At 70.7% G+C, this 19,599-nt stretch carries 15 protein-coding genes and 2 pseudogenes; 12 read left to right on the top strand and 5 right to left on the bottom strand.

Annotation, left to right across the window (positions count from 1 at the left end; all coding sequences use genetic code 11):
- The first annotated feature begins 24 nt into the window (after positions 1–24).
- The 3 genes from VXC91_RS04805 (at position 25) to VXC91_RS04795 (ending at position 1,700) form a co-directional block, all read left to right on the top strand.
- Positions 25–228 carry a hypothetical protein gene (locus VXC91_RS04805; protein WP_329505342.1) on the top strand — a complete coding sequence of 68 codons (204 nt, stop codon included), beginning with the start codon at positions 25–27 and terminating at the stop codon, positions 226–228.
- Between the two features lie 11 nt (positions 229–239).
- A complete protein-coding gene (locus VXC91_RS04800) occupies positions 240–1,058 on the top strand; it encodes a DUF1028 domain-containing protein (protein WP_329505341.1) in 819 nt (272 codons plus the stop codon).
- A gap of 132 nt (positions 1,059–1,190) precedes the next feature.
- Positions 1,191–1,700 carry a hypothetical protein gene (locus VXC91_RS04795; protein WP_329505340.1) on the top strand — a complete coding sequence of 170 codons (510 nt, stop codon included), beginning with the start codon at positions 1,191–1,193 and terminating at the stop codon, positions 1,698–1,700.
- 343 nt (positions 1,701–2,043) lie between these two features.
- Here the strand turns inward: VXC91_RS04795 and VXC91_RS04790 are convergent, their stop codons facing one another.
- The gene (locus VXC91_RS04790; RefSeq protein ID WP_329505339.1) at positions 2,044–3,675 is read right to left on the bottom strand and encodes a DUF1416 domain-containing protein; all 1,632 of its coding nucleotides are present in this window, start codon (positions 3,673–3,675) and stop codon (positions 2,044–2,046) included.
- Positions 3,676–4,027: 352 nt separating this feature from the next.
- On the opposite strand from VXC91_RS04790, the gene VXC91_RS04785 reads away from it, so the two are divergent.
- Entirely contained in the window at positions 4,028–4,921 is an 894-nt protein-coding gene (locus tag VXC91_RS04785) for a slipin family protein (RefSeq protein ID WP_329505337.1), read from the top strand.
- Positions 4,922–5,014: 93 nt separating this feature from the next.
- Here VXC91_RS04785 and VXC91_RS04780 read toward each other — a convergent pair whose 3' ends face one another.
- Complete coding sequence (locus VXC91_RS04780) at positions 5,015–6,220, bottom strand: MFS transporter (RefSeq protein ID WP_329505335.1); 1,206 nt, start codon at positions 6,218–6,220, stop codon at positions 5,015–5,017.
- A gap of 70 nt (positions 6,221–6,290) precedes the next feature.
- Here VXC91_RS04780 and VXC91_RS04775 point away from each other — a divergent pair, with 70 nt between their 5' ends.
- The 3 genes from VXC91_RS04775 (at position 6,291) to VXC91_RS04765 (ending at position 8,777) form a co-directional block, all read left to right on the top strand.
- On the top strand, positions 6,291–7,256 hold the full coding sequence (locus tag VXC91_RS04775; RefSeq protein ID WP_329505334.1) for an ArsR/SmtB family transcription factor: 966 nt from the start codon (positions 6,291–6,293) through the stop codon (positions 7,254–7,256).
- A gap of 35 nt (positions 7,257–7,291) precedes the next feature.
- On the top strand, positions 7,292–7,810 hold the full coding sequence (locus tag VXC91_RS04770; protein ID WP_329505333.1) for a glutathione peroxidase: 519 nt from the start codon (positions 7,292–7,294) through the stop codon (positions 7,808–7,810).
- 91 nt (positions 7,811–7,901) lie between these two features.
- The gene (locus tag VXC91_RS04765) at positions 7,902–8,777 is read left to right on the top strand and encodes a MerR family transcriptional regulator (protein WP_329505332.1); all 876 of its coding nucleotides are present in this window, start codon (positions 7,902–7,904) and stop codon (positions 8,775–8,777) included.
- Between the two features lie 40 nt (positions 8,778–8,817).
- On the opposite strand, the gene VXC91_RS04760 is transcribed toward VXC91_RS04765, so the two are convergent.
- Both VXC91_RS04760 and VXC91_RS04755 read right to left on the bottom strand, forming a co-directional pair.
- Positions 8,818–10,779: an MFS transporter gene (locus VXC91_RS04760; protein WP_329505331.1), complete on the bottom strand. Its 1,962-nt coding sequence runs from the start codon at positions 10,777–10,779 to the stop codon at positions 8,818–8,820.
- Positions 10,780–11,033: 254 nt separating this feature from the next.
- Positions 11,034–13,862, bottom strand: a complete 2,829-nt coding sequence (locus VXC91_RS04755) for a serine hydrolase (RefSeq protein WP_329505330.1) — start codon at positions 13,860–13,862, stop codon at positions 11,034–11,036.
- A 198-nt stretch (positions 13,863–14,060) separates the two neighbouring features.
- On the opposite strand from VXC91_RS04755, the gene VXC91_RS04750 reads away from it, so the two are divergent.
- The 3 genes from VXC91_RS04750 (at position 14,061) to VXC91_RS04740 (ending at position 16,505) form a co-directional block, all read left to right on the top strand.
- Complete coding sequence (locus VXC91_RS04750) at positions 14,061–14,813, top strand: GOLPH3/VPS74 family protein (protein ID WP_329505328.1); 753 nt, start codon at positions 14,061–14,063, stop codon at positions 14,811–14,813.
- A gap of 418 nt (positions 14,814–15,231) precedes the next feature.
- Complete coding sequence (locus tag VXC91_RS04745) at positions 15,232–16,089, top strand: helix-turn-helix domain-containing protein (protein WP_329505327.1); 858 nt, start codon at positions 15,232–15,234, stop codon at positions 16,087–16,089.
- A gap of 227 nt (positions 16,090–16,316) precedes the next feature.
- Positions 16,317–16,505 carry a DUF397 domain-containing protein gene (locus VXC91_RS04740; RefSeq protein ID WP_329505326.1) on the top strand — a complete coding sequence of 63 codons (189 nt, stop codon included), beginning with the start codon at positions 16,317–16,319 and terminating at the stop codon, positions 16,503–16,505.
- 119 nt (positions 16,506–16,624) lie between these two features.
- Here the strand turns inward: VXC91_RS04740 and VXC91_RS04735 are convergent.
- A pseudogene (locus VXC91_RS04735) lies at positions 16,625–17,050 on the bottom strand (hypothetical protein); the annotation flags it as partial.
- Here VXC91_RS04735 and VXC91_RS04730 point away from each other — a divergent pair.
- Positions 16,976–17,641: pseudogene (locus tag VXC91_RS04730) on the top strand (SDR family oxidoreductase); the annotation flags it as partial. The pseudogenes VXC91_RS04735 and VXC91_RS04730 overlap by 75 nt on opposite strands.
- Before the next feature lie 386 nt (positions 17,642–18,027).
- Entirely contained in the window at positions 18,028–19,599 is a 1,572-nt protein-coding gene (locus VXC91_RS04725; protein WP_329505322.1) for a sodium:solute symporter family protein, read from the top strand.

The following is a 19,599-nucleotide window of genomic DNA, read 5'->3' as shown; positions in this document are numbered from 1 at the left end:
CACGTGTGGACAGGGTCGGCGGTCATGAGTCGAGCACCGTACAGAGCCGGCCGCTGCGAACGGGGCACGAAGCAGCCGGTCGCTTCGCCGATCGTCACGGTGATCCGCAACTTCGCACCTGCCGAGGATCCCGGCACCTCCACCGATGCCGTGCGCCGCTTCGCTCAGCACCTCGGTGGCGTGGATGTCCGCCCCGGCTCCTGGTGCCGGTGTTCGGACCCGTTCTAGTGTCCTGTCCCATGACGTTCTCGATCGTGGCCCGGTCCGGTCCGGCCTTCGGCATAGCGGTGGCGAGCAAGTTTCCGGCGGTCGGCGCCGTGGTGCCGGCCGCGGAGGCCGGTGTCGGGGCGGTGGCCACCCAGGCGGCGGCCAACCTCCGCTATCTCCCCCAGGGACTGGCGCTGCTGCGTACGGGCTTGCAGCCTGCGGACGTGGTGGCAGGTCTCGTCGCCACGGATCGGGAGCGCGCGCACCGTCAGTTGGGGATCGTCGGCCCCGAAGGCCCCGGAGTGACGTACACAGGCGAAGAGTGTCTGGACTGGGCCGGTGGGACGGCAGGCGACGGCTATGCGATCCAGGGCAACATCCTCGCCGGCCCTGAGGTGATCGAGGCCATGGAGTCGGCCTGGCTGTCCTCGCCGGAGGTGGCACTCGACCGGCGGCTGGTCTCGGTGCTGGCGGCGGGCGACGCCGCGGGCGGTGACCGCCGGGGACGCCAGAGCACGGCCCTGTATGTGGTGTCACCGGGCGCCGGATACGGCGGCGGCAGCGACGTCGCCTGCGATCTGCGGGTGGACGACCATGCCGACCCGGTCGGGGAGCTGCGGCGCCTGCTCGACGTTCACGAGTTGTTGTTCGGCACACCCGACCCGGACACCCTGCTGGACCTCTCCGGAAAGCTGAAGGAAGAGGTCCACAACCTGGTCACCGCGCTCGGCTACGCCTCGCTGGACATGTGGGCCGGGGTGGAGAACTTCGAGAACCGCCTGGTTCCCGGCAAGATCGATCCGGTGGTGCTGGCCCGTCTGCGCGAAGGCGACGGCCGTGACAAGGCGTAGCACGAGTCGCGCGCCACGGACGTGCCGGATGCGGGAGGCCACCGCGGTCAACAGGGGTGGCTCCGGGGCGGATGCGCGTCGTGCCGTGCCGGGCAGCGCAACCAGTGAGCCCGCTGAGGAGTCGTACGCGGCATGATCAGCATGCGCACACGGCACGCCTTCGGCGCCTCCACGCTCGTCGTGGCCTTGGCGTCATTGTTGCTCGCCTGCTCCGGGAGCTCAGGGACGACCTCGAGCGAGGGGAAGTCGCCCGCCCTCGATGTCCGCACGACGGCAGCAGCCCCCGCGACGGAGGAGCCGACCGCCGAGAGCACGGCAGAACCGACACCGGGAGTCGAGAAGGTCCGCGATGTGTTCGCTCGACTTCAGGCCACCTACAACGACGGGTGCACGACCCCGGGGAACTGCGAGTACTTCCTCGGTCGGGTGCTCGACGAGCTCAACAGCCTCGATGAGGCGATGAAGGCGGATCCCCAGGGTCCGCCCCACTTCGAGGAACCCCTCGCCTGGATCACGAAACTGCGGGCCGAACTGGGCGACGACCGCTCCTTCGAGAACCTCAAGAAGCACCAGGACCTGCTCACGGGCACGCGGGACAAGATCAATGCCTGGATGCAGGGCCACCCGGAGGACTACCGATGAGGCCGAGGCCGGACATGGGCGTCACGAGAGCCGGCCCGGGTCGCGGACGACCCGGAGCAGCGAGCGTCCGCGTTCGGTCAGCGCGAGGTCGACCTGCGGGGGAAAGGGGCGGCTGACCGGACCGTCCCGCGCGAGGTCCGTCCCGGGCTTCGACCATGCCCTGGACCGGTAGGTTTCGAGGGCCCGGACGGCGTCACACGCGGTGGCAGCTCCGCGGCACGCGGCCCGGCCCGGTCCGCGAGGACGAGGGCCGGCATGCCGAACGACTCACCAGGACGGTGTGACAGCTCTTCTCGGGACGGCTTCGACTCGCTCCAGTTCTGCCGCGACGGGGCTCGATCCGCTACTGCTCCCCGACTTTGGGCCCCGCGTTCTCCACGGCGTCATCGACGAGTACGACCTGATGTCCGGCGGCGGCGAGCAGCGAGGCGGCGATGGCGGCCCGGAAGCCGCTGCGGCAGTGCACCCAGTACTCCGCATCCGGCAGGGATGTGACGGCGTGGGGCAGCTCGGGCAGCGGGACGTGGCGGGCGCCAGGGAGATGGCCGGAGCGCCACTCACGACCACCGCGCACGTCCAGAACCTCCACAGGTCGCCCCGGCCGGACCCGGGCAAGGGTGGCGAAATCGGCTCGCGGGTAAGCAGCCAGCCGCTGTGGACCCGCCCATTCGAGCGGGCTGCCGACGGCGGCGGCCGCAATGCGGTCGAAGCCGATCCGCAGCAGCTCGGTCCGGACCGCCTCCAGCTCGTCGTGGCCGGTGGCGAGGAGTGTGAGGGGAGAGTCGAACGGCACCAGCCAGCCGAGGTAGGTCGCGAGCGATCCGGAAGCGTCGATGTTCACGGTGCCCGGCAGGTGCACCGAGGCGTAATCGGCTCGCGGACGCACGTCCACCACCCACTCGCCCGCCATGATCCGGTCGGCCAGTTCGGCCGGATCCGCCGGCCTGGGCGGGGCGAGCGAGTCCCGCGGCGACGGCCCGGCGGCGTTGATCGACGCCATGCGGTGGTAGTACGCGGGGTACGGCTCCAGGGCGGCCAGTGTTCCGGTCGCGAAGGCTTCCTCGGCCTGGCTGAAGACGGGGTTCAGCCGCCGCTCCCGGCCGATCGTGGACCGCTGCACCGCGCCCGCCGTCGTCGCGGCGCAGAAGCTGCCGAAGCCGTGGGTCGGGAGCACCACGGTGTCGTCCGGCAGCAACTCGGCCAGGCGGCGGACCGAGCGGTACTGCTGGTGGACCAGCGGCCCGGTCGACTGGACGCCCATGAGGTCGGTACGTCCGGTGGTGCCGTAGAGCAGGGAGCCCCCCGTGCACACCAGCCGGGGCACCCCGTCGGCGGACGCGAAGGCATAGGCGACGTGGTGATCGGTGTGCCCGGGCGTGGCGATCACCCGGATCCGCAGCTCCCCCGCGGACAGCCGGTCGTCGTCGGCGACCCGGACGGCGTCGAAGGCCAGCCTCGGCCCGGCCGGCACCACGTACCTGGCCCGGAAGCGGCGGCTCAGCTCGAGACCGCCGGTCACGTAGTCGTTGTGCAGGTGGGTCTCCACGACCGTGTCGAGCCGCAGGTCGCGGGAGTCCAGCACGCTGACGATCCGCTCCACGTCGCGCTGCGGGTCGACGGCGACCGCGACCGTCCCGTCGGTGATGAGGTAGCTCCGGTTGCCGAGGCTGAGGGTGGAGATCTGGATGATCTCCAGACGTTCGGGCAGCCGCTCGCAGAGTCGCAGCTCGGCCTGGACGGTGCGGCCCGGTTCCGCCTCGACCGGCATCTCCGTGACACCGAGCGGTGAGAGCGCCCGCAGCACCCAGTGCCCCGGGAGCACGTCGAAGCGGAATTCGCCGGACGGTGAGGTGGCCACCTCGCCGACGAACTCTCCCCCCGCGTCGAGCAGACGGACCCAGGCTCTCATGGCCGACCCGTCGGCGGCCTGGACCCGCCCGGCCACGACGGTCCGGGTGGTGGTAGCGGGATCCAAGGGTGTTCCGATCAGCTGTGGTGCGTCGTCCGCGGCCCGGTGCTTTTGGTGAGGTCACTTCTCGACCAAGGCGCCGGCCGGAATGCCGTGGACGTGCCGCCGTCGTCGGCGGCCCTGGACGGCATGTCCTTCGGACGGGATACCTCCACCACACCCCATCCCTTCGGCGCCGTCAAACCCACGGGCCCGCCGATCAGGACGGCGGGACCGTTCCCCGCCCCTGACGGTGATCGTGCCGTCGGGGCCTCGTTTCTTGACGAACTCATGACGCTCCGCCCGCATCCGGTGATCCGTTCCGCGGTGTCCACTTGGATGTCTCTCTTCGAAAACCCTGTAAGGGAAGTGAAGTGCCATGGAAGGCACCGTCGTGGCGGTCGTCCTGGTGGTCGTGCTGGCTCTGCTCGTGCTGCGCAGCGGAATGCGGGTGGTCAACCAGGTCGAGCGCGGGGTCGTGTTCCGCTGGGGGAAGGCACAGTCGCACCACAGGCAGCCGGGTGTCACGTTCCTGATCCCGTTCGCCGACCGGATGCGGAAGGTGAACGTGCAGGTGGTGACCATGCCGGTACCCACTCAGGAAGGCATCACCAAGGACAACGTCTCGGTCAAGGTCGACGCCGTCGTGTACTTCCGGGTGATCGATCCCGTGAAGGCCGCCATCGAGGTCCAGGACTACGTCTTCGCGGTCGGGCAGGTCGCCCAGTCCTCGCTCCGGTCCATCATCGGCAAGAGCGACCTCGACGATCTGCTGTCCGACCGTGAGCGGCTGCACGAAGGGCTCGCCCTGATGATCGACAGCCCGGCCGCCGGGTGGGGCATCCACATCGACCGCGTCGAGATCAAGGACGTCCAGCTCCCCGAGTCCCTCAAGCGCTCCATGTCGCGGCAGGCCGAGGCCGAGCGCGAGCGGCGGGCCCGGGTCATCACCGCCGACGGCGAGTTCCAGGCGGCCCAGCAGCTCGCCAACGCGTCGCGCATCATGTCGGACACTCCGGAGGCGATGCAGCTCCGGCTTCTGCAGACGGTCGTGGAGGTCGCCGCGGAGAAGAACTCGACGCTCGTGATGCCGTTCCCGGTGGAACTGCTGCGGTACTTCGACAGGGCGGCGCGCAAGCTCGGCCACGAGGAAGCACCGAAGCCTCAGGGAGACGGCGGCCCGGCCCCGCAGGCGCAGCCGTCCGCGGACCCGCGGCTGTCCACCGCGGTCGTGCCGTCGCCTGCGAACGAGCCGCACGGCAACGAGGCGTGACGGCCCAGGCGGTCCCGTCCCGGACCTTCGCGGTCCGGGACCCCACCCCTTCGGCCCGGAACGGGACGGTCCCCGGCACCGCGACGTGCGGCCTCACCCCCCGCTCTTCGCACCCGCGGCAGCGAGCGCGGCCAGGCCGTCGCGCGAGTGCCGGCGCCGGGCCGAGAGCGTCAGCGTCACCCCGACCGACGCCGCCGCCATCACCGTCATCGCGACGCCCGGCGCAGTGAGTTGGGCCACCGCTCCGGCCAGCGCCGCGCTCGCGCCCTGCATCGTGAGCATGCCCGCCGAGTGCAGGCCGAGGGCGTGTCCGGCGAGTTCGTCCGGGGTCAGGGTCATCAGGCGTTCCTGCTGGACGAGGCTCGCGCTGAAACCGATCGAGGCCACGGCCACGCAGACCGCGGCGACCGGCACGGCGGGGCGCAGCGCGAACAGCAGGTACGGGGTCGCCAGGAGCAGCAGCAACGGAATGCTGAGGCGGCGGCGCAGGGCGGGCGGAAGGAGGCGGCCCGTGGTCACGTCCCCCACGAACATCCCGAACGCCGCGCACGCGAAGAGCGCACCGGCGCGGTCCGGTGCGAAGGGGACGTACAGCGACTCGCAGCCGACGACCAGGCCGTTGGGGATCCACAGCAGCAGGTAGGTCCTCCGACGCGGTGGGGACGACCACAACAGGGCGTTGGTGCGCCACGTCTGAGCGACGGAGGGCCGGCCGGCGGTCCGCGGGGCGCGGCGGGTCAGGCCGAGCCGGATTCCCACGGCCGCCGCCAGGTACAGCGCCGACGCGGTCAGCAGGGCCGTCCGCGGGGACAGGACGGCCACCAGGACACCGCCGGTCGCGTACCCGACGATCTGCATGAGCCCACTCATCATGTTGAAGAGCGAACGGCCCAGCAGATAGCCCTCCTTGGACAGCACCTCGTTCAACAGCCCCCAGCGCACCCCGCCGCCGAGCGACTGGACAAGGCCGAGCAGCAGGACCAGCGCGAAGACCCCGCCGACGGGCAGGCCGGGCACCGCCATCGCCGCCGTACCGGCCGCGAACGCGCACGCGATGCCGGTCATCGTGGCCCGCGGGGGCAGCCGGTCCGCCGCCGAGAGCAGGGTCGTCGCGCCCACGACCTGCGCCAGCTGCGGGCCGAACATGCTCACGGCCGACAGCAGAGGCGAGTCGGTGGCGCGGTACACCAGCGTGCCGAGCGCCAGAGCGCCGACCGTCGAGGCGGCCGTCTGGAGGGAGGTGGACAAGAACAGCGGGGTGAACTCCCGGGTGCGGAAGAGATCGGAGTAGCTGCGCATGCGCGGAGTCTGAGCAGGGCCCGCGCGCGGTCGTTAATGTTTCGCGTATACGCGAAACGTCGGGAGGGTTATGGGCCTTTGGTACGTCAACGCCGACACCCTCGCCGGCAGCCGGTTCGTGGTGTCGCCGCTCGCCGAGGTCTTCGCCAGTCTGAAGCTGCTGCATGCGGGCACGGCCTCCCACCCCGGGGAGAGGGCCTGGCTGGACACCCATCTGCCCGCCTACCGGCGGCTCCTGGCCGACGACCCCGTCACGGCGCTGCTCGTACGCAGCGGGCTGGGCCAGGAGTGGATCGCGGACTTCCTCACCCCCACCCCGAGGGACGGGGAGAGCTTCGAGGAGGGCGTCGCCCGGGTGCGCGCGGTCTCCCCCGCCGCGGCCCGCGCCCATCTCAGGGTCTCCCTGCGCGGCCCGCTTCCCGCCCGTCTGGACCGCGACGACCTGCCCGAACGCGCCGCCGAACTCCTGACCCATGTGTGGACGGAGACCGTACGGCCCTATTGGGACCGGCGGCGGCGCATCCTGGAGGCCGACGTGGTCGCCCGGACCGCGCAACTCGGCCGGGGCGGCTGGGCGGCCGCCATGGACACCCTGCGGCCGGGTCGGACACGCTGGCTCGGCGGGAACCGGCTCCAGGTCAACCTGCACGAATACCCCCCGCGCGAGATCTCCGGCGCCGAACTGCTCTTCGTCCCGGTCACCCCGCAGACCGGCTGGGTGTCCTGGGAGGAGACCGACCGGTACGCCGTCGTCTACCCGTGTGCGGGCGTGCTCGCGCAGGGATCGCGTACGGCGGTACCGGCGAGCCTCGGCACGCTCCTCGGACCGGCCAGGGCCGCGGTCCTCGTCCTCCTCGACTCGCCCATGAGCACCACCCAGCTGGTCGCCGTGACCGGGCAGGGGCTCGGCACGGTAGGGCGCCACCTCAAGGTCCTGCTGGACGCCCGTCTGGTGGAGCGTCGGCGGGCGGGCCGCTCCGTGCTGTACTCGCGCACGGCCGCGGGTGAGGTGCTCGTCACAGCTCAGCGGGGCTGACGGCGTCGTCATGAAGCGGAGTTAGCATCCGCTCCATGACGACTACAGACAACACCAGTGGTTCCGGTGGCTCCGTCCTCGATGTCGAGATCGGCGCCCTGCAGGGCGGTTCCGCGAACCTGTCCCAGTACACGGGCAAGGCCGTGCTCGTGGTGAACGTGGCCTCCAAGTGCGGGCTGACCCCGCAGTACGCGGGCCTGGAGCGGCTGCAGGAGCGGTACGCGCCGATGGGTTTCACCGTGCTCGGGGTGCCGTGCAACCAGTTCCTCGGACAGGAGCCCGGAAGCGCCGAGGAGATCGCGGAGTTCTGCTCGGCGACGTACGGCGTGACCTTCCCGATGACCGAGAAGATCGAGGTGAACGGCGACGGGCGGCACGCGCTGTACGACCGCCTGGTCGGCTTCGCGGACGACGAGGGCCACACCGGGGACATCCGCTGGAACTTCGAGAAGTTCCTGATCGGCAAGGACGGCCGGGTCGTGGCCCGCTTCTCGCCGCAGACGGAGCCGGAGTCGGCGGAGGTGGTGGCGGCGCTGGAGAAGGCGATCGCCTGACGGCCGGCCCACGCGGTTGACCCTGCCCTTGGGGCAGGGTGGAGCGTCCTCGTCACCGGGCGGCAGGCGTCCGGTGACGGAGGATGGCAGGGTGAAGGACGAACTGCTCACGATCGGCGCGTTCGCCGCGCGGTCGCGTCTGTCGGCGAAGGCGCTGCGGCTGTACGACCGGCTGGGGCTGCTGGCGCCCGCGTATGTCGACGAAGCCAGCGGCTACCGCTACTACCGGGCCGACCAGGTCGAGCGCGCCCGGATGGTGGCACTGCTGCGCCGGCTCGACATGCCCCTCGCGCAGGTCGCCGATGTGGTGGCGGCGCGTGAGTCGGACGGCACTCGGGCGTCCGAGCTGCTCGCCGGCTACTGGACCGGTGTCGAGGAGCGGATCGCCGGGCAGCGCACGCTTGCAGACTTCCTCCGTGGACGACTGTCGGGGAGGAGCTCCGAGATGTACGGGAAGTTCGTGGTCGAGACGGTGGAGGTGCCGGAGCAGGTGCTGATCACCGAGAAGCGGCATACGCTGGCGGACGAGCTGCCGGCGTGGATCGGAGCCTCGTTGGGGCGGCTGGAGGCGGCGGCGCGGGAGTGCGGCGGGGTGACCGGGGCGCCGTTCGTCGTCTACCACGCGGAGGTGTCCCAGGAGAGCGACGGACCCGCGGAGGCGTGCGTGCCGGTGGCCGACGGGGCTGCGGCGCGCGCATGGGCCGAGGAGCGGGGCCGGACGTGGGAGACGAGCGTGCGGGTCGAGCCCGCCCGGCGGCTCGCGTACACCCGGATCGCCAAGGCGCAGGTGGCACATCCGCAGATCCTCGCGGCGTTCGAGGCGGTCGAGGCATGGGTCGCGGAGCAGGGGCTGGAGTACGCGGGGCCCTGCCGTGAGGTGTATTTCGCGGACTGGGAGGCGGCGGGGCCCGAGGACGCGGTGTGTGACGTGGCGTTCCCGATCAGGGGCACCGGCAGCGCACGATAGCCCCGGCGGCACGACCGCCCGCTGCCGCGGCGGACGGCGGCTACCGCAGCTCCTCCGGACATGGGGTGCCCCGCGGCAGCTGGTACGGCGCGGCCAGGCGGTAGACGCCGGCGCGAGGGGCGACGAGTTCCGTCCACTTGTCGCCCGACGCGTCCTCGGAGGTCTCCATCAGGCAGCCGTTGACGTTGTCGTACGCCTTCGGCATGCCCGGGGCGCGGTGCTTGGACTCCGCCGTCTCCTGCGGCGGCTTGACGCTCCTGCCGTCCGCGTCGACCAGGCCCAGCCAGGGCGAGTACGGAATGCGGATGAGCACCCGGCCCGCCTTCTTGACCTCGATCGTCAGCTCGCCCTGCTCCGCGCGGTCGACGATCGCCGGAGGGTCCGCCAGCGGAGTGGGGTCGGTCACCGCGAACAGCTGCCAGTTGGCGTCGCCCCAGACCTGTTTCAGATACGGCATGCCCCGCTGGACGAGTTCCCGTTCGCGTTCGCCGCCGTCCCCGTCGGGCTCCCCCTTCGGCAGCACGACGTAGTGCACCGCCCAGCGCTGCAGCCACGCGTGGTAGTTCGCGGAGTTGAGCGTGTCGTCGTAGAAGAGCGGGTTGCGCTCCATGTCGGCCTGCCGGTTCCAGCCGCGCGCCAGGTTCACGTACGGGGACAGCGCCGACGCCTCACGGTGCGAGCGCGCCGGGACCACCTCCACGCGGCCCCTCTCCGCGCCCACCACCTGGAGCTGGTTCACCAGCGGCGCGAGCTCGCGTGCCCAGGACGCCGCCGGGGTCGTGTGGACGATGTCGTCGACCGTCTTGCCACCGATCCAGACGGTGAAGCCGACGGACGCGATCACAAGGGCATACCACTTCCGGCTGCGCGGCACGGCGAACGGCAGCGCCGCGGCCAGCGCCACACCCACGAACAGCATCGCCAGCCGGGTGATGTTCGAGCCGATCTGGGAGCTGATCAGCCAGACGAGGAGCACGGAGAGCGCGTAGACCGCCGCCGTGATCCGTACCGTCCTCCACTCCCGCGGGACCAGCAGGCGGACCAGGACCGCGAACAGGAAGGGCAGGAGCGCCGACGCCCATGTCATCGGCTGCGTACCGGAGAAGGGGAACAACCAGGCGGAGACGGCCACCACGGCGGTCGGCGCCAGGCCCAGGGCCCATGCGCCCGGGCGGCGCCGCTGCAGGAACAGCGCCACCGCCACAAGACCCACGAACAGGCCTGCCACCGGCGAGGAGGCCGTGGCCAGCGCGGCCAGCGGCGCGGCACACAGCGCCTTCACCCAGCGTCTGTGACGCCGGCGATGGGGCCAGCAGAAGACACACGCCGTCGCGCCCAGCGCGAACATCGTGCCCAGGCCGAAGGTCACACGCCCCGAGACGGCGTTGCACAGCAGCGCGAACACCCCGGCCAGGGCGGGCCACCAGGGCTCTCGGACGGCACGGCTGCGGACGAGGATCAGTGACAGCAGGCCCGCCGAGATCGTCCCCGCGATCATCATCGTCGTACGCACGCCGAGGAGCGACATCAGATACGGCGACACCACGCTGTACGACACCGGGTGCATGCCCCCGTACCAGGCGAGGTTGTACGCCGAATCGGGGTGCCGGCCCACGAACTCCGCCCAGGCGTCCTGCGCGGCGAGGTCACCGCCGCTGTTCGCGAAGGTGAAGAACCAGACGAGGTGCAGCGCTCCCGCGACGGCGGTGATCGTGAGGACCGCGTGCCGGCGGGCCAGGTCCGCCGGGCGCGACGACCTCACCCGGGTGAGCAGGGCGCGCAGGCGTGAAGCCGACACCGAGTCCTCGCCGAGGGCTCCGGGACCGCGGCTGGGCGCCGAGTCCGTGACCGGAGGCCGGACGCCGCCCGGGGCCGGTGCGGTGGCCCGGGGCGGTGTCCTGTCAGCGGTGGGCGCGTGCAGCGGTATTCGCGGGTCCGATGCCCCGCCCGCATGACGACCCGGATCGGCGTCGTCGGCGTGTGTCGGCTCCGCTGTGGCCACCTGAAGGCACTCCCCGTGTCCCGTTTTCCGTTCTCGCCCCGCCCCGGTTCTGTTCTCTCCCCATGTCCGGACGTCCGCAAGAGTTCCGTCACCGTTCGGTGGGGTTTCTCTTGGGGGTCCGTCCCGGGCCAGGTTGCGCGGCTCGCGGCCTGCCCCGGTCTCGCGACGCTAGCACGCACCCCGCCGACGGGACCCCGGGTGGGGGGCTCCCGGGGCGGGGTGCGCCTCGTCGCAGCGGCGGCCGGTACGGCGGCTCAGCCCATTCGGGTGAACTTCGCGCCGTAGCCCGGTTCCGCGAGGTCCTTCTGCAGAGCGACCGGGATCGTCACCGCCCGGCTGGAGCCGTCGCCGACCGTCAGCTCGCCGACGACCGTGCCGGCCTTCTCCTCGTGCGGAATCGGCCTGCCGTTGCCGCTGATGGAGATGCCGGTCTTCAGGCCGGGCCAGCCGATCGCCGTCATGTTCTTCGTGGCGACCACCGGGGTCTTCCCGCCGAGCTGGTCGTCCACGTAGCCCACGACCTCGCCCTTCTTGACCACCGTCGCGGTGGCCAGGCTCTGCTGGACCTTGTCGATCAGCTTCTGGCTGTTGGTCAGCGCCAGCTGGAGGCTGTCCCAGACCCGCCCCGTGTGGGCGTCCTGGTTGAGGATCGCTCCGTAGATCGTCTGCGTCTTGCCGTCGACGACCTTGGTCGCCGCCCAGACGAGGTTTCCGCCGGCCGGGGTCGACGAACCGGTCTTCAGGCCGATCACGCCGACCTGCTTCACCAGCAGGTCGTTGTTGTTGTAGATCGTCTGGTCGAGGCCGGGGATGTCCGCCTTGGCCATGGCGACGATGGAGCGGAACACCTCGTTCTGCATGACCGCCTCGGCCAGCTTCAGCTGGTCGACGGCGGTGCTCACGGTCGTCTTGTTCAGGCCGCTCGGGTCGGTGTACGTCGTCTTCGTCATGCCGAGCTTCCTGGCGGCGGCTTTCATCTTGCCGACGAAGGTCTTGTTGTCGGAGTCCCAACGGGCCAGCAGGCGTGCCGCGTTGTTCCCGGAGGGGATCATCAGCATCTGCAGCATCTGCCGCTCGGTGAACTTCTGGCCCTTCGTCATGGAGGCCGTCGACTCGTCCGCGTTCCTGGACTCGTCCTCGGCCTGCTGGTCGGCGGTGATCGTGGGACCGCCCGCGTTCCCCTTGAGCGGGTGCTCCTGGAGGATGACGTAAGCGGTCATGATCTTGGCGACGCTCGCGATCGGCTTGGGGCTCTGCGTGCCCTCGGTGCCGATCGTGCCGACGCCGTCGACCTCGATCGCCGACTGGCCCTGACCCGGCCAGGGCAGGTCGAGCTTGCCGCCGCCGAAGGTGTACGTGTCGTCGGCGGTCAACGCGAGGGAGGCCGCAGGCAGCGGGCGCACGGCCTGCACGATCGCAAAGACGATCAGCAGCAGCACGACGAGCGGCGTCCAGATCTTGATCCGCCGCAGGATGGTGCGCACCGGGGTCTCCGGCGGCGGCGGGGTGTTCGTGAGCTCGGCGAGCAGGTCCAGCGGCGGCTTCGGCGGAAGCGGCTGCTGGGCGGTGCGCTCGGGTCCGACCTGGGGCAGCGCGGCGGTCGCCTCCGCCGGGCTCATGCCGGGCCTGGCGTCGTCCGGCGACCTCAGTGGGACGAACTTGCCGGTGCGTTCGACGTCGGACCGCGCCGGGGCCTTGGCGGCCGGCTTGTCGGTGGACGGGGCGGCGTCGGACGTGTCCGTGGCCGGGCCCGGCTTGCCGGCGGCCGGCCCGGACGACGTGGCCGCCCACGTGGGGGCGGCCTTTCCGGCAGGCGCGTCCGTGGGCTTGTCGGTGGCCTTGTCCGCGGCCTTGTCGGAGGGCTTGGCACCACCGAGCTTGAGCATCGTCGTCGGCTGATCCACGGCGGGCCTGCCGGCCCCCGCCTCACCCGACCTCTCCGCGGCCTTCTCCCCCTCGTCGGCGGGCTCCGCGGACTTCTCCGCAGCCTCGTCCACGGCCTTGTCCGACGGCTTGGCACCACCGAGCTTGAGCATCGTCGTCGGCTGATCCACGGCGGGCCGCCGCGGGGTCCTGAAGACGGCGGTGGGCTGGTCCACGCCGGGCCCGGCGGCGCCCTCGCCCGCAGGGTCGGCCGCCTCGTCGTCGTCCTCGGGCCCGACCTGGGAGGACTCCTCGGTCTCGGCGTCGTCCTCGGGCCCGCCCGCAGAGGCCTCCTCGGTCTCGGCGTCGTCCTCGGGCCCGCCCGCAGAAGCCTCCTCGGCCTCGGCGTCGTCCTCGGGCCCGCCCGCAGAAGCCTCCTCGGCCTCCGCATCATCCTCGGGCGCGTCTTGGGGGGACTCCTCGGTCTCGGCGTCGTCCTCGGGCGCCGCGGCAGCCGCAGGCTCGGCGTCGGGTGCGGACGGGCGGGCGTCCTTGCCCTCGGCCTCGTCCACGGAGGCGCTCCCGGCCTCCGGCGCCGGCCCGGCAGTGCCCTCGGCGGCGTCCGGCTTACCGGGCCTCGCGGATCCCTCGGAATCCTCGGGCGTCTTGCCGGCGCCGGCGGACGACGCGTCCTCCGCCGTCTCGGTCTCCGGCTCCGGCCGCTCCGGAGCCGGCTCCTCCTCGTCGCCGGAACGACGGTCGGCCGCCTCCGACGCGGCGCCGGAACCCGACGCCCCGTCAGCCGCGTCCTCGGCCTCGTCCGCGGTCCGCATCCAGGAGGCCAGGGAAGCGCGTTGACGCGCACCGCTCCCGCCGCCGTTCCCGCGAACGGCGTTCACACGGCCGGCGGAGCCGCTGCCGCCCGGCTCTTCGGACCCCGTGCCGTCCACGGTTTCCTCGGCCGTCCTGGGCGCCGCAGCGGCCTCGTCGACGGCCGTTCCGGCGGAGCCACGCAGTCCCCGCGTGGAGAACACCGCCGTCGCCCGGTCCACCCGCGCCTTTTCACCGCTCCCGGCAAGCCTGGGATCGCCTCCGCCCCTGGCCGACCCCGGAACCCCGGCCCCGCTCCCCGACGTCGGTTCCTCCGACGACTCGTGCTGCTTCGACCTGTCGGGGGACTCGCCCGCCACCGATGCCTCCTCGTTGCGCCACGCACCCACTCGCGCGCCTTGCCGAACCATGAACCGCCGCCCGGATACGGCTGTCCGAACCATGTACCAGTGTCCTGTGTGAGGGATTGACCCCTGCGCTAGACGAGAACGACATACCTACTGGTTCCACTACGTTCCGGTCACGCACCCTCGACAGACCAATGTGAGAGGGGTCACCCTGTCATTCATCCACGCGGGGAGGCATGGATGGGCAGGAGCCGCAGAACACTTCCGGAGGAGCTTCTGCTGCTGGCACTGGACCCGGCCACGGGTACCACTGCACAGCCGCAGTCGCTCGACCTCGGTCTGGCCGGAGCACAGCTAGTGGAGCTGGCGCTGGCCGGACGGATAGCCCCAGACGGGGATCGTATCGCCGTGGTGGCACCACGGCCGACAGGAGATCCAACTCTGGACACCGCGTTGGAGTTGCTGCGCAGGCGCGGCGCTCCGGTACGGGCCGTCCATTGGATCGGCGGGCCGCGTCTGGGGCTGCGCCAGACCTATCTCTCGCATCTGGAGCGGTGCGGCATGGTCCAGGCCGTGCCGGGCCAGATGTGCGGGGTGTTGCCGACAACTCGGTACCAGGCGACGGACACCGCCATCAGCCGGGAGATCAGGGCCCGGCTGGATTCCGCGATCCGCACCGGTGTGCCGCCGGACCCGCGGACCGCGGCGCTCGCCGCGCTGGCCCACGCGGTCGGCCTGGGCAAGCACCTGTATCCGGGCAACGAGGGACGCTCGTCCCGCTCCCGGCTACGGGACCTGATCAGGCACGACCCCATGGGCGGCCTCGTGGCGCATGCCGTGATGGACGTTCAGAACGGCGCGGTCGCACAGCCGCGCCGGAGCCCGGCCCCGGCCGGCCGCACGGCCACCGGACCCAGGCCCGCACCGGAACCCGCTCGTGGTGTTCCGATGCAGCCGCGCCGCGGTTCCATGGCGCGCGTCGTGGCCCACTGAGCCGCGGTCCCACGGCACGCCGGGACCACGGCACCACAACCGGTCGCACCAGCAGGATCGGTACAAGCCGGTACCGCACGTCCCGGCACGCGCGATCAGTCCCCGAGAACCGGTTCGGGAGCCGCCGGTCCGCGCGGGGCGATGAGACCGTACGTCCCGACGACGTCACGGTCTCATCGCCCCGCGCAGCCGCATGCGGGGGCGCCGTACGGTTCCGCCACGCACGACGCTGCGTACGCCGGGCGCGGGGCGGGCGGCGTCCGTGACGTCATCGGCTGCGGCATCCGGCCAAGGGCCGCCGAAGTGCTGCGCGGGCAGCGCATATCCGCTGTTTCCCAGCGGTAGAAAGCACCTCGGTGGCAATCTGCTCAACAGCAGATACACAAAGTAGAGGCACGCAGCCGGAGGTGCACGTCCCGTGGCGTCGAATGTCAATCCCACCGTCCGGCGGCGCCGGCTGGGTCAGGAGCTGCGGCGGCTCCGTGAAGTCAAGGGCATGACGGCGGAAGAGGTCGCGGAACGGTTGCTCGTCTCGCAGTCGAAGATCAGCCGTCTGGAGAACGGCCGCCGCAGCATCAGCCAGCGTGACGTCCGGGACCTGTGCGGGGTGTACGAGGTCGAGGACCAGCGTGTCGTCGAGTCCCTGATGGAGATGGCGCGTGACTCGCGCCAGCAGGGCTGGTGGCACGCCTTCGGGGACATCCCCTACAGCGTCTACATCGGGCTCGAGACAGACGCGGAGTCGCTGCGGGTGTACGAACCGCAGATCATCACCGGCCTGCTGCAGACGCGTTCCTACGCCGAGGCGCTGATCCAGGGGGCGTTGCCGGAGACGTCGGCGGCGGACATCGACAAGCGCGTCCAGGTGCGGATGCGCCGCCAGGAACGTATCGCCGCCGAGAACAACCCCCTGCGGCTGTGGGTCGTCCTGGACGAGGCGGCACTGCGCCGCGTGGTGGGCAACAACCTGGTGATGCGGGAGCAGTTGGAGCACCTCGCGGAGATGTCCCAGCTCCCGCATGTCACCGTGCAGGTGCTGCCCTTCGGGGTGGGGGCGCATCCCGGGCTCAACGGCCAGTACGCGATCCTCGAGTTCGCGGACGCGGCCGACTCGAGCGTGGTGTACCTGGAGGGCGTCACCAGCGACCTGTACCTGGAGAAGGCCCATGACGTGCAGAAGTACGCCGTGATGTACGAGCATCTGCGGGCCCAGGCCCTCAATGTCGACCAGTCACGTCAGTTCATCACGGACGCGGCGAAGGAGTACGCACGCTGAGCCTTGCGTGAAGGGAGCGGCGGATCTTACACCAGCGCAACCTTCACGCGTAAGACTCCACTGGAATATGCCATCCGGTCGAGTGAACGACTGCTCCGTGCAGGGATGTCGACGAGTAGCTTCGATCACGCCATCAGACAAACAAGTTGGCGCGAGTCGCATCGCGGACCCCGGCTGGGGACCGCGGGGCGATGACAGCAACTCAGAAACTCGCTACCGGAGTGAACATGGCAGTACTTCAGGGGGCCACGGAAACGTGGACCAAGTCGTCGTACTCGGCGGGCAACGGCGCGTGCGTCGAGGTCAAGTCGCCCACCGTGGCGGCACTCGCCGTACGCGACTCCAAGGTTACCGACGGGCCCGTCCTGGCCTTTCCCCCCGACGCATGGAACGCCTTCGTGGAGGCGATCAAGTAGCAACGAGCCCGACAACTCCACAAAGATCTCCGACAGCCCTCTCGACTGGCCCGCCGTCCCGGCCGAGGGGGCTCACTCCTGTGCACCGGGGTTCGGTCCGCCTCGGGGTGCCGCACGGTTCAGCGGAGCTGGTCCACGTACCGGTCCGTTCCCGGGACGGTGGGAACGAACGGCGCCACCAGCTCCACCCTCCCCAGCCCTCCTTCCGCCACCGCCTGGTCCAGGCCCGTGAAGTGCTGCTCCCAGCACTCCCTCGGGTCGGCCTCCAGGAACCACAGCAGGGTCAGGCGCGTGTCCACCCCCTCCACCTGCTTCACGTACCTCATGCGGTCGCCCGGCAGCGGAGTCGGGCGGAAGAGCGCGACCATGGCCGAGGGGGATCCGGCGAGGCGCCTGGGCAGATGGCGGGTGCGCAGCCACTCCAGCAATGCGGCGCGCTCCTCGGGGCCGTCCGCGTCGAGGACCTCCAGGACCAGGCCGGCGTACGGGTGGTCCAGCGCATGGAAGTCCCTCGGGCCCGCGGCGCCGTCCCGGTAGACCGTCGCGACGAGGCACAGTGCGAGGCGCTCGCGGCGCTGGCGGTGGAGCGGTTCGGAGGGATCGACGCGGTGGTGCATGTCGCGGCCTGGGACAGCCACTTCGGCGGCCTTCAGGACGCGGACTTCACCACCTGGCACTCGATCATCGACGTGAATCTGCTCGGCACCCTGCGCATGACGCGGGCGTGCCTGCCGGCCCTCAAGCGGTGCGGTGGCTCCGTCGTTTTCATCGGCACGCAGTCGTCGGTGGCCGCGCCGTCCCAGGTGCGGCAGGCGGCCTACGCGGCATCGAAGGGCGCCCTGACCAGCGCGATGTACTCGCTGGCCCGGGAGCTCGGCCCGTACCGGATCCGGGTCAACACGGTGCTGCCCGGGTGGATGTGGGGCCCACCCGTCCAGGCGTACGTGCAGTTCACCGCGCACACCGAGGACGTACCGGAGGCGAAGGTGAAGCAGCGCCTGACGGAGCGGATGGCGCTGCCCGAACTGGCCACGGACGGCGACGTGGCCGATGCCGCGGTGTTCCTGGCCTCCGACCGGGCGCGGGCGATCACGGGCCAGTCCCTGCTCGTGAACGCGGGCGAACTCATGCGGTAGTCCGGTCGATCCCTCGGATCGGCTCCCGGAACGACCGGACGGGTCGGTGTCGGTGCTTCCGCGACTCCCCTCCGGGCCGCCCGGGACCCGCATCCCGTAAGCCCGTTCCCGATCCATCGGATGTTTCCCACTGGCGAAGTGCCCGCTCATGGTGTGTTCCTCGTCACGAACACGACAACCGCCCTACAAGTCAAGAGACGGTAAAATCGTTCTGCTTTCTGATCTGTGTTCATATCTGTGACTGAGAAGGTCTTGACCGGCCACCTGACCAGCGGTTCAATCCCGGAAGTCCCCCGCTCCCGCACGGGGGCGCCGCCCATGTGTGCGTACTGGCGAAGTGCCGTCCGGTTTATGCAGGTTCACAGGCGGACCCCTGGAGGGGGCACATGAACGGTCTCGACTGGGCCGTCCTGATCGCGTACTTCGGTGTGATGACCGCGATCGGCTTCTGGTCCCACAAGCGCGTCGACAACGTCAGCGACTTCTTCACCGCGGGCGGCAAGATGCCGTGGTGGCTGTCCGGCATCTCGCACCACATGTCGGGCTACAGCGCCGTGATGTTCACGGGATACGCCGGCATCGCCTACACCTACGGCGTCACGTCCTACGTCACCTGGGCGCTGCCCATCGCCATCGGCGTACTGATCGGTGCGAAGCTGTTCGCGCCGCGTCTGAACCGGCTGCGTTCCCGGCTGCACGTGGCCTCGCCGCTGGAGTACCTGAAGGGCCGCTACAACGTGCCCACCCAGCAGGCTCTCGCCTGGTCCGGCATCCTGCTGAAGATCGTGGACGTGGGCGCGAAATGGGCGGCGATCGCGACCCTGCTCAGCGTCTTCACCGGGGTCACGCTCACCCAGGGCATCATCATCACGGGCGGCATCACCGCGGTGTACTGCACCATCGGCGGCCTGTGGGCGGACGCGCTGACCGAACTGGGGCAGTTCGTCATCCAGCTGCTGGCCGGTCTGGTCATGCTGATCATCGCGCTGAACGAGATCTCCGACCGGGGCGGTCTGTCGAAGGCCCTGGACTCGCCGAAGCTCCACGGTCACGGGGACGGCTTCGCCGGCCCCTACCTGACGGTCTTCTTCATCTCGTATCTGTTCATCAAGCTCTTCGAGTACAACGGCGGCATGTGGAACCAGGCCCAGCGCTACATGGCGACGGGCAGCGCGAAGCAGGCGACGCGGTCGGCGCTGCTGTCGGCGGCTCTGTGGTTCGTGTGGCCGATCATCCTCTTCATCCCGATGTGGCTGTCGCCGCTCCTGGTCACGGCGCAGAAGCCGGACGGCTCGGACGCGTACGGCCTGATGAGCGAACAGCTGCTGCCGCACGGCCTGCTGGGTCTGGTGGTCGTGGGCTTCTTCTCGCACACGATGGCCATGTGCTCCTCCGACGCCAACGCGATCGCCGCGGTGTTCACCCGGGACGTGGTCCCGGTGTTCTCCAAGGCGGCCCGGGCATGGAGTTCCCGGACCGGTCTGATCGCGGGCCGGGTCACGACGGTCGCCTTCCTCGGCCTGTCCATGGCGGTGGCGACCCAGGTCAACTCCCCCACCTTCAAGGACATCATCACGGTGGTCATCAAGTGGGTGGCCGGTCTGATGGGTCCGATCGCGATCCCGTTCATCCTGGGCCTGCTGCGGCCCTTCCGTAAGTCCGGCCCGGCGGCCGCGCTCATCAGCTGGGCGGCCGGTCTGCTGGCGTTCTTCCTCGTCAACTACCACCTGGACTTCTCCCAGCGCACGGACGTGAAGCTGGAGTACCAGGTGGCACTGCCGATGGTGATCTCGCTGGTGCTGTACATCGTGATCGGCCTGGTGCGTCCGGAGGACACTCCGGAGCGGGACGCGATCATCGAGCAGCTGAACACGGACGACGACGGGGCGGCGGCGGTGGTGCCGGCGGCGGACGCCGTGCAGCCGAGCACGGGCACCGGCACACCGTCCGGCACCTGA

It is taken from the genome of Streptomyces chiangmaiensis (assembly GCF_036281785.1).
GTDB lineage: Bacteria > Actinomycetota > Actinomycetes > Streptomycetales > Streptomycetaceae > Streptomyces > Streptomyces chiangmaiensis.
Note: the sequence above shows the minus strand (reverse complement) of the source record. Positions and strands in the feature narration are given on the sequence as shown.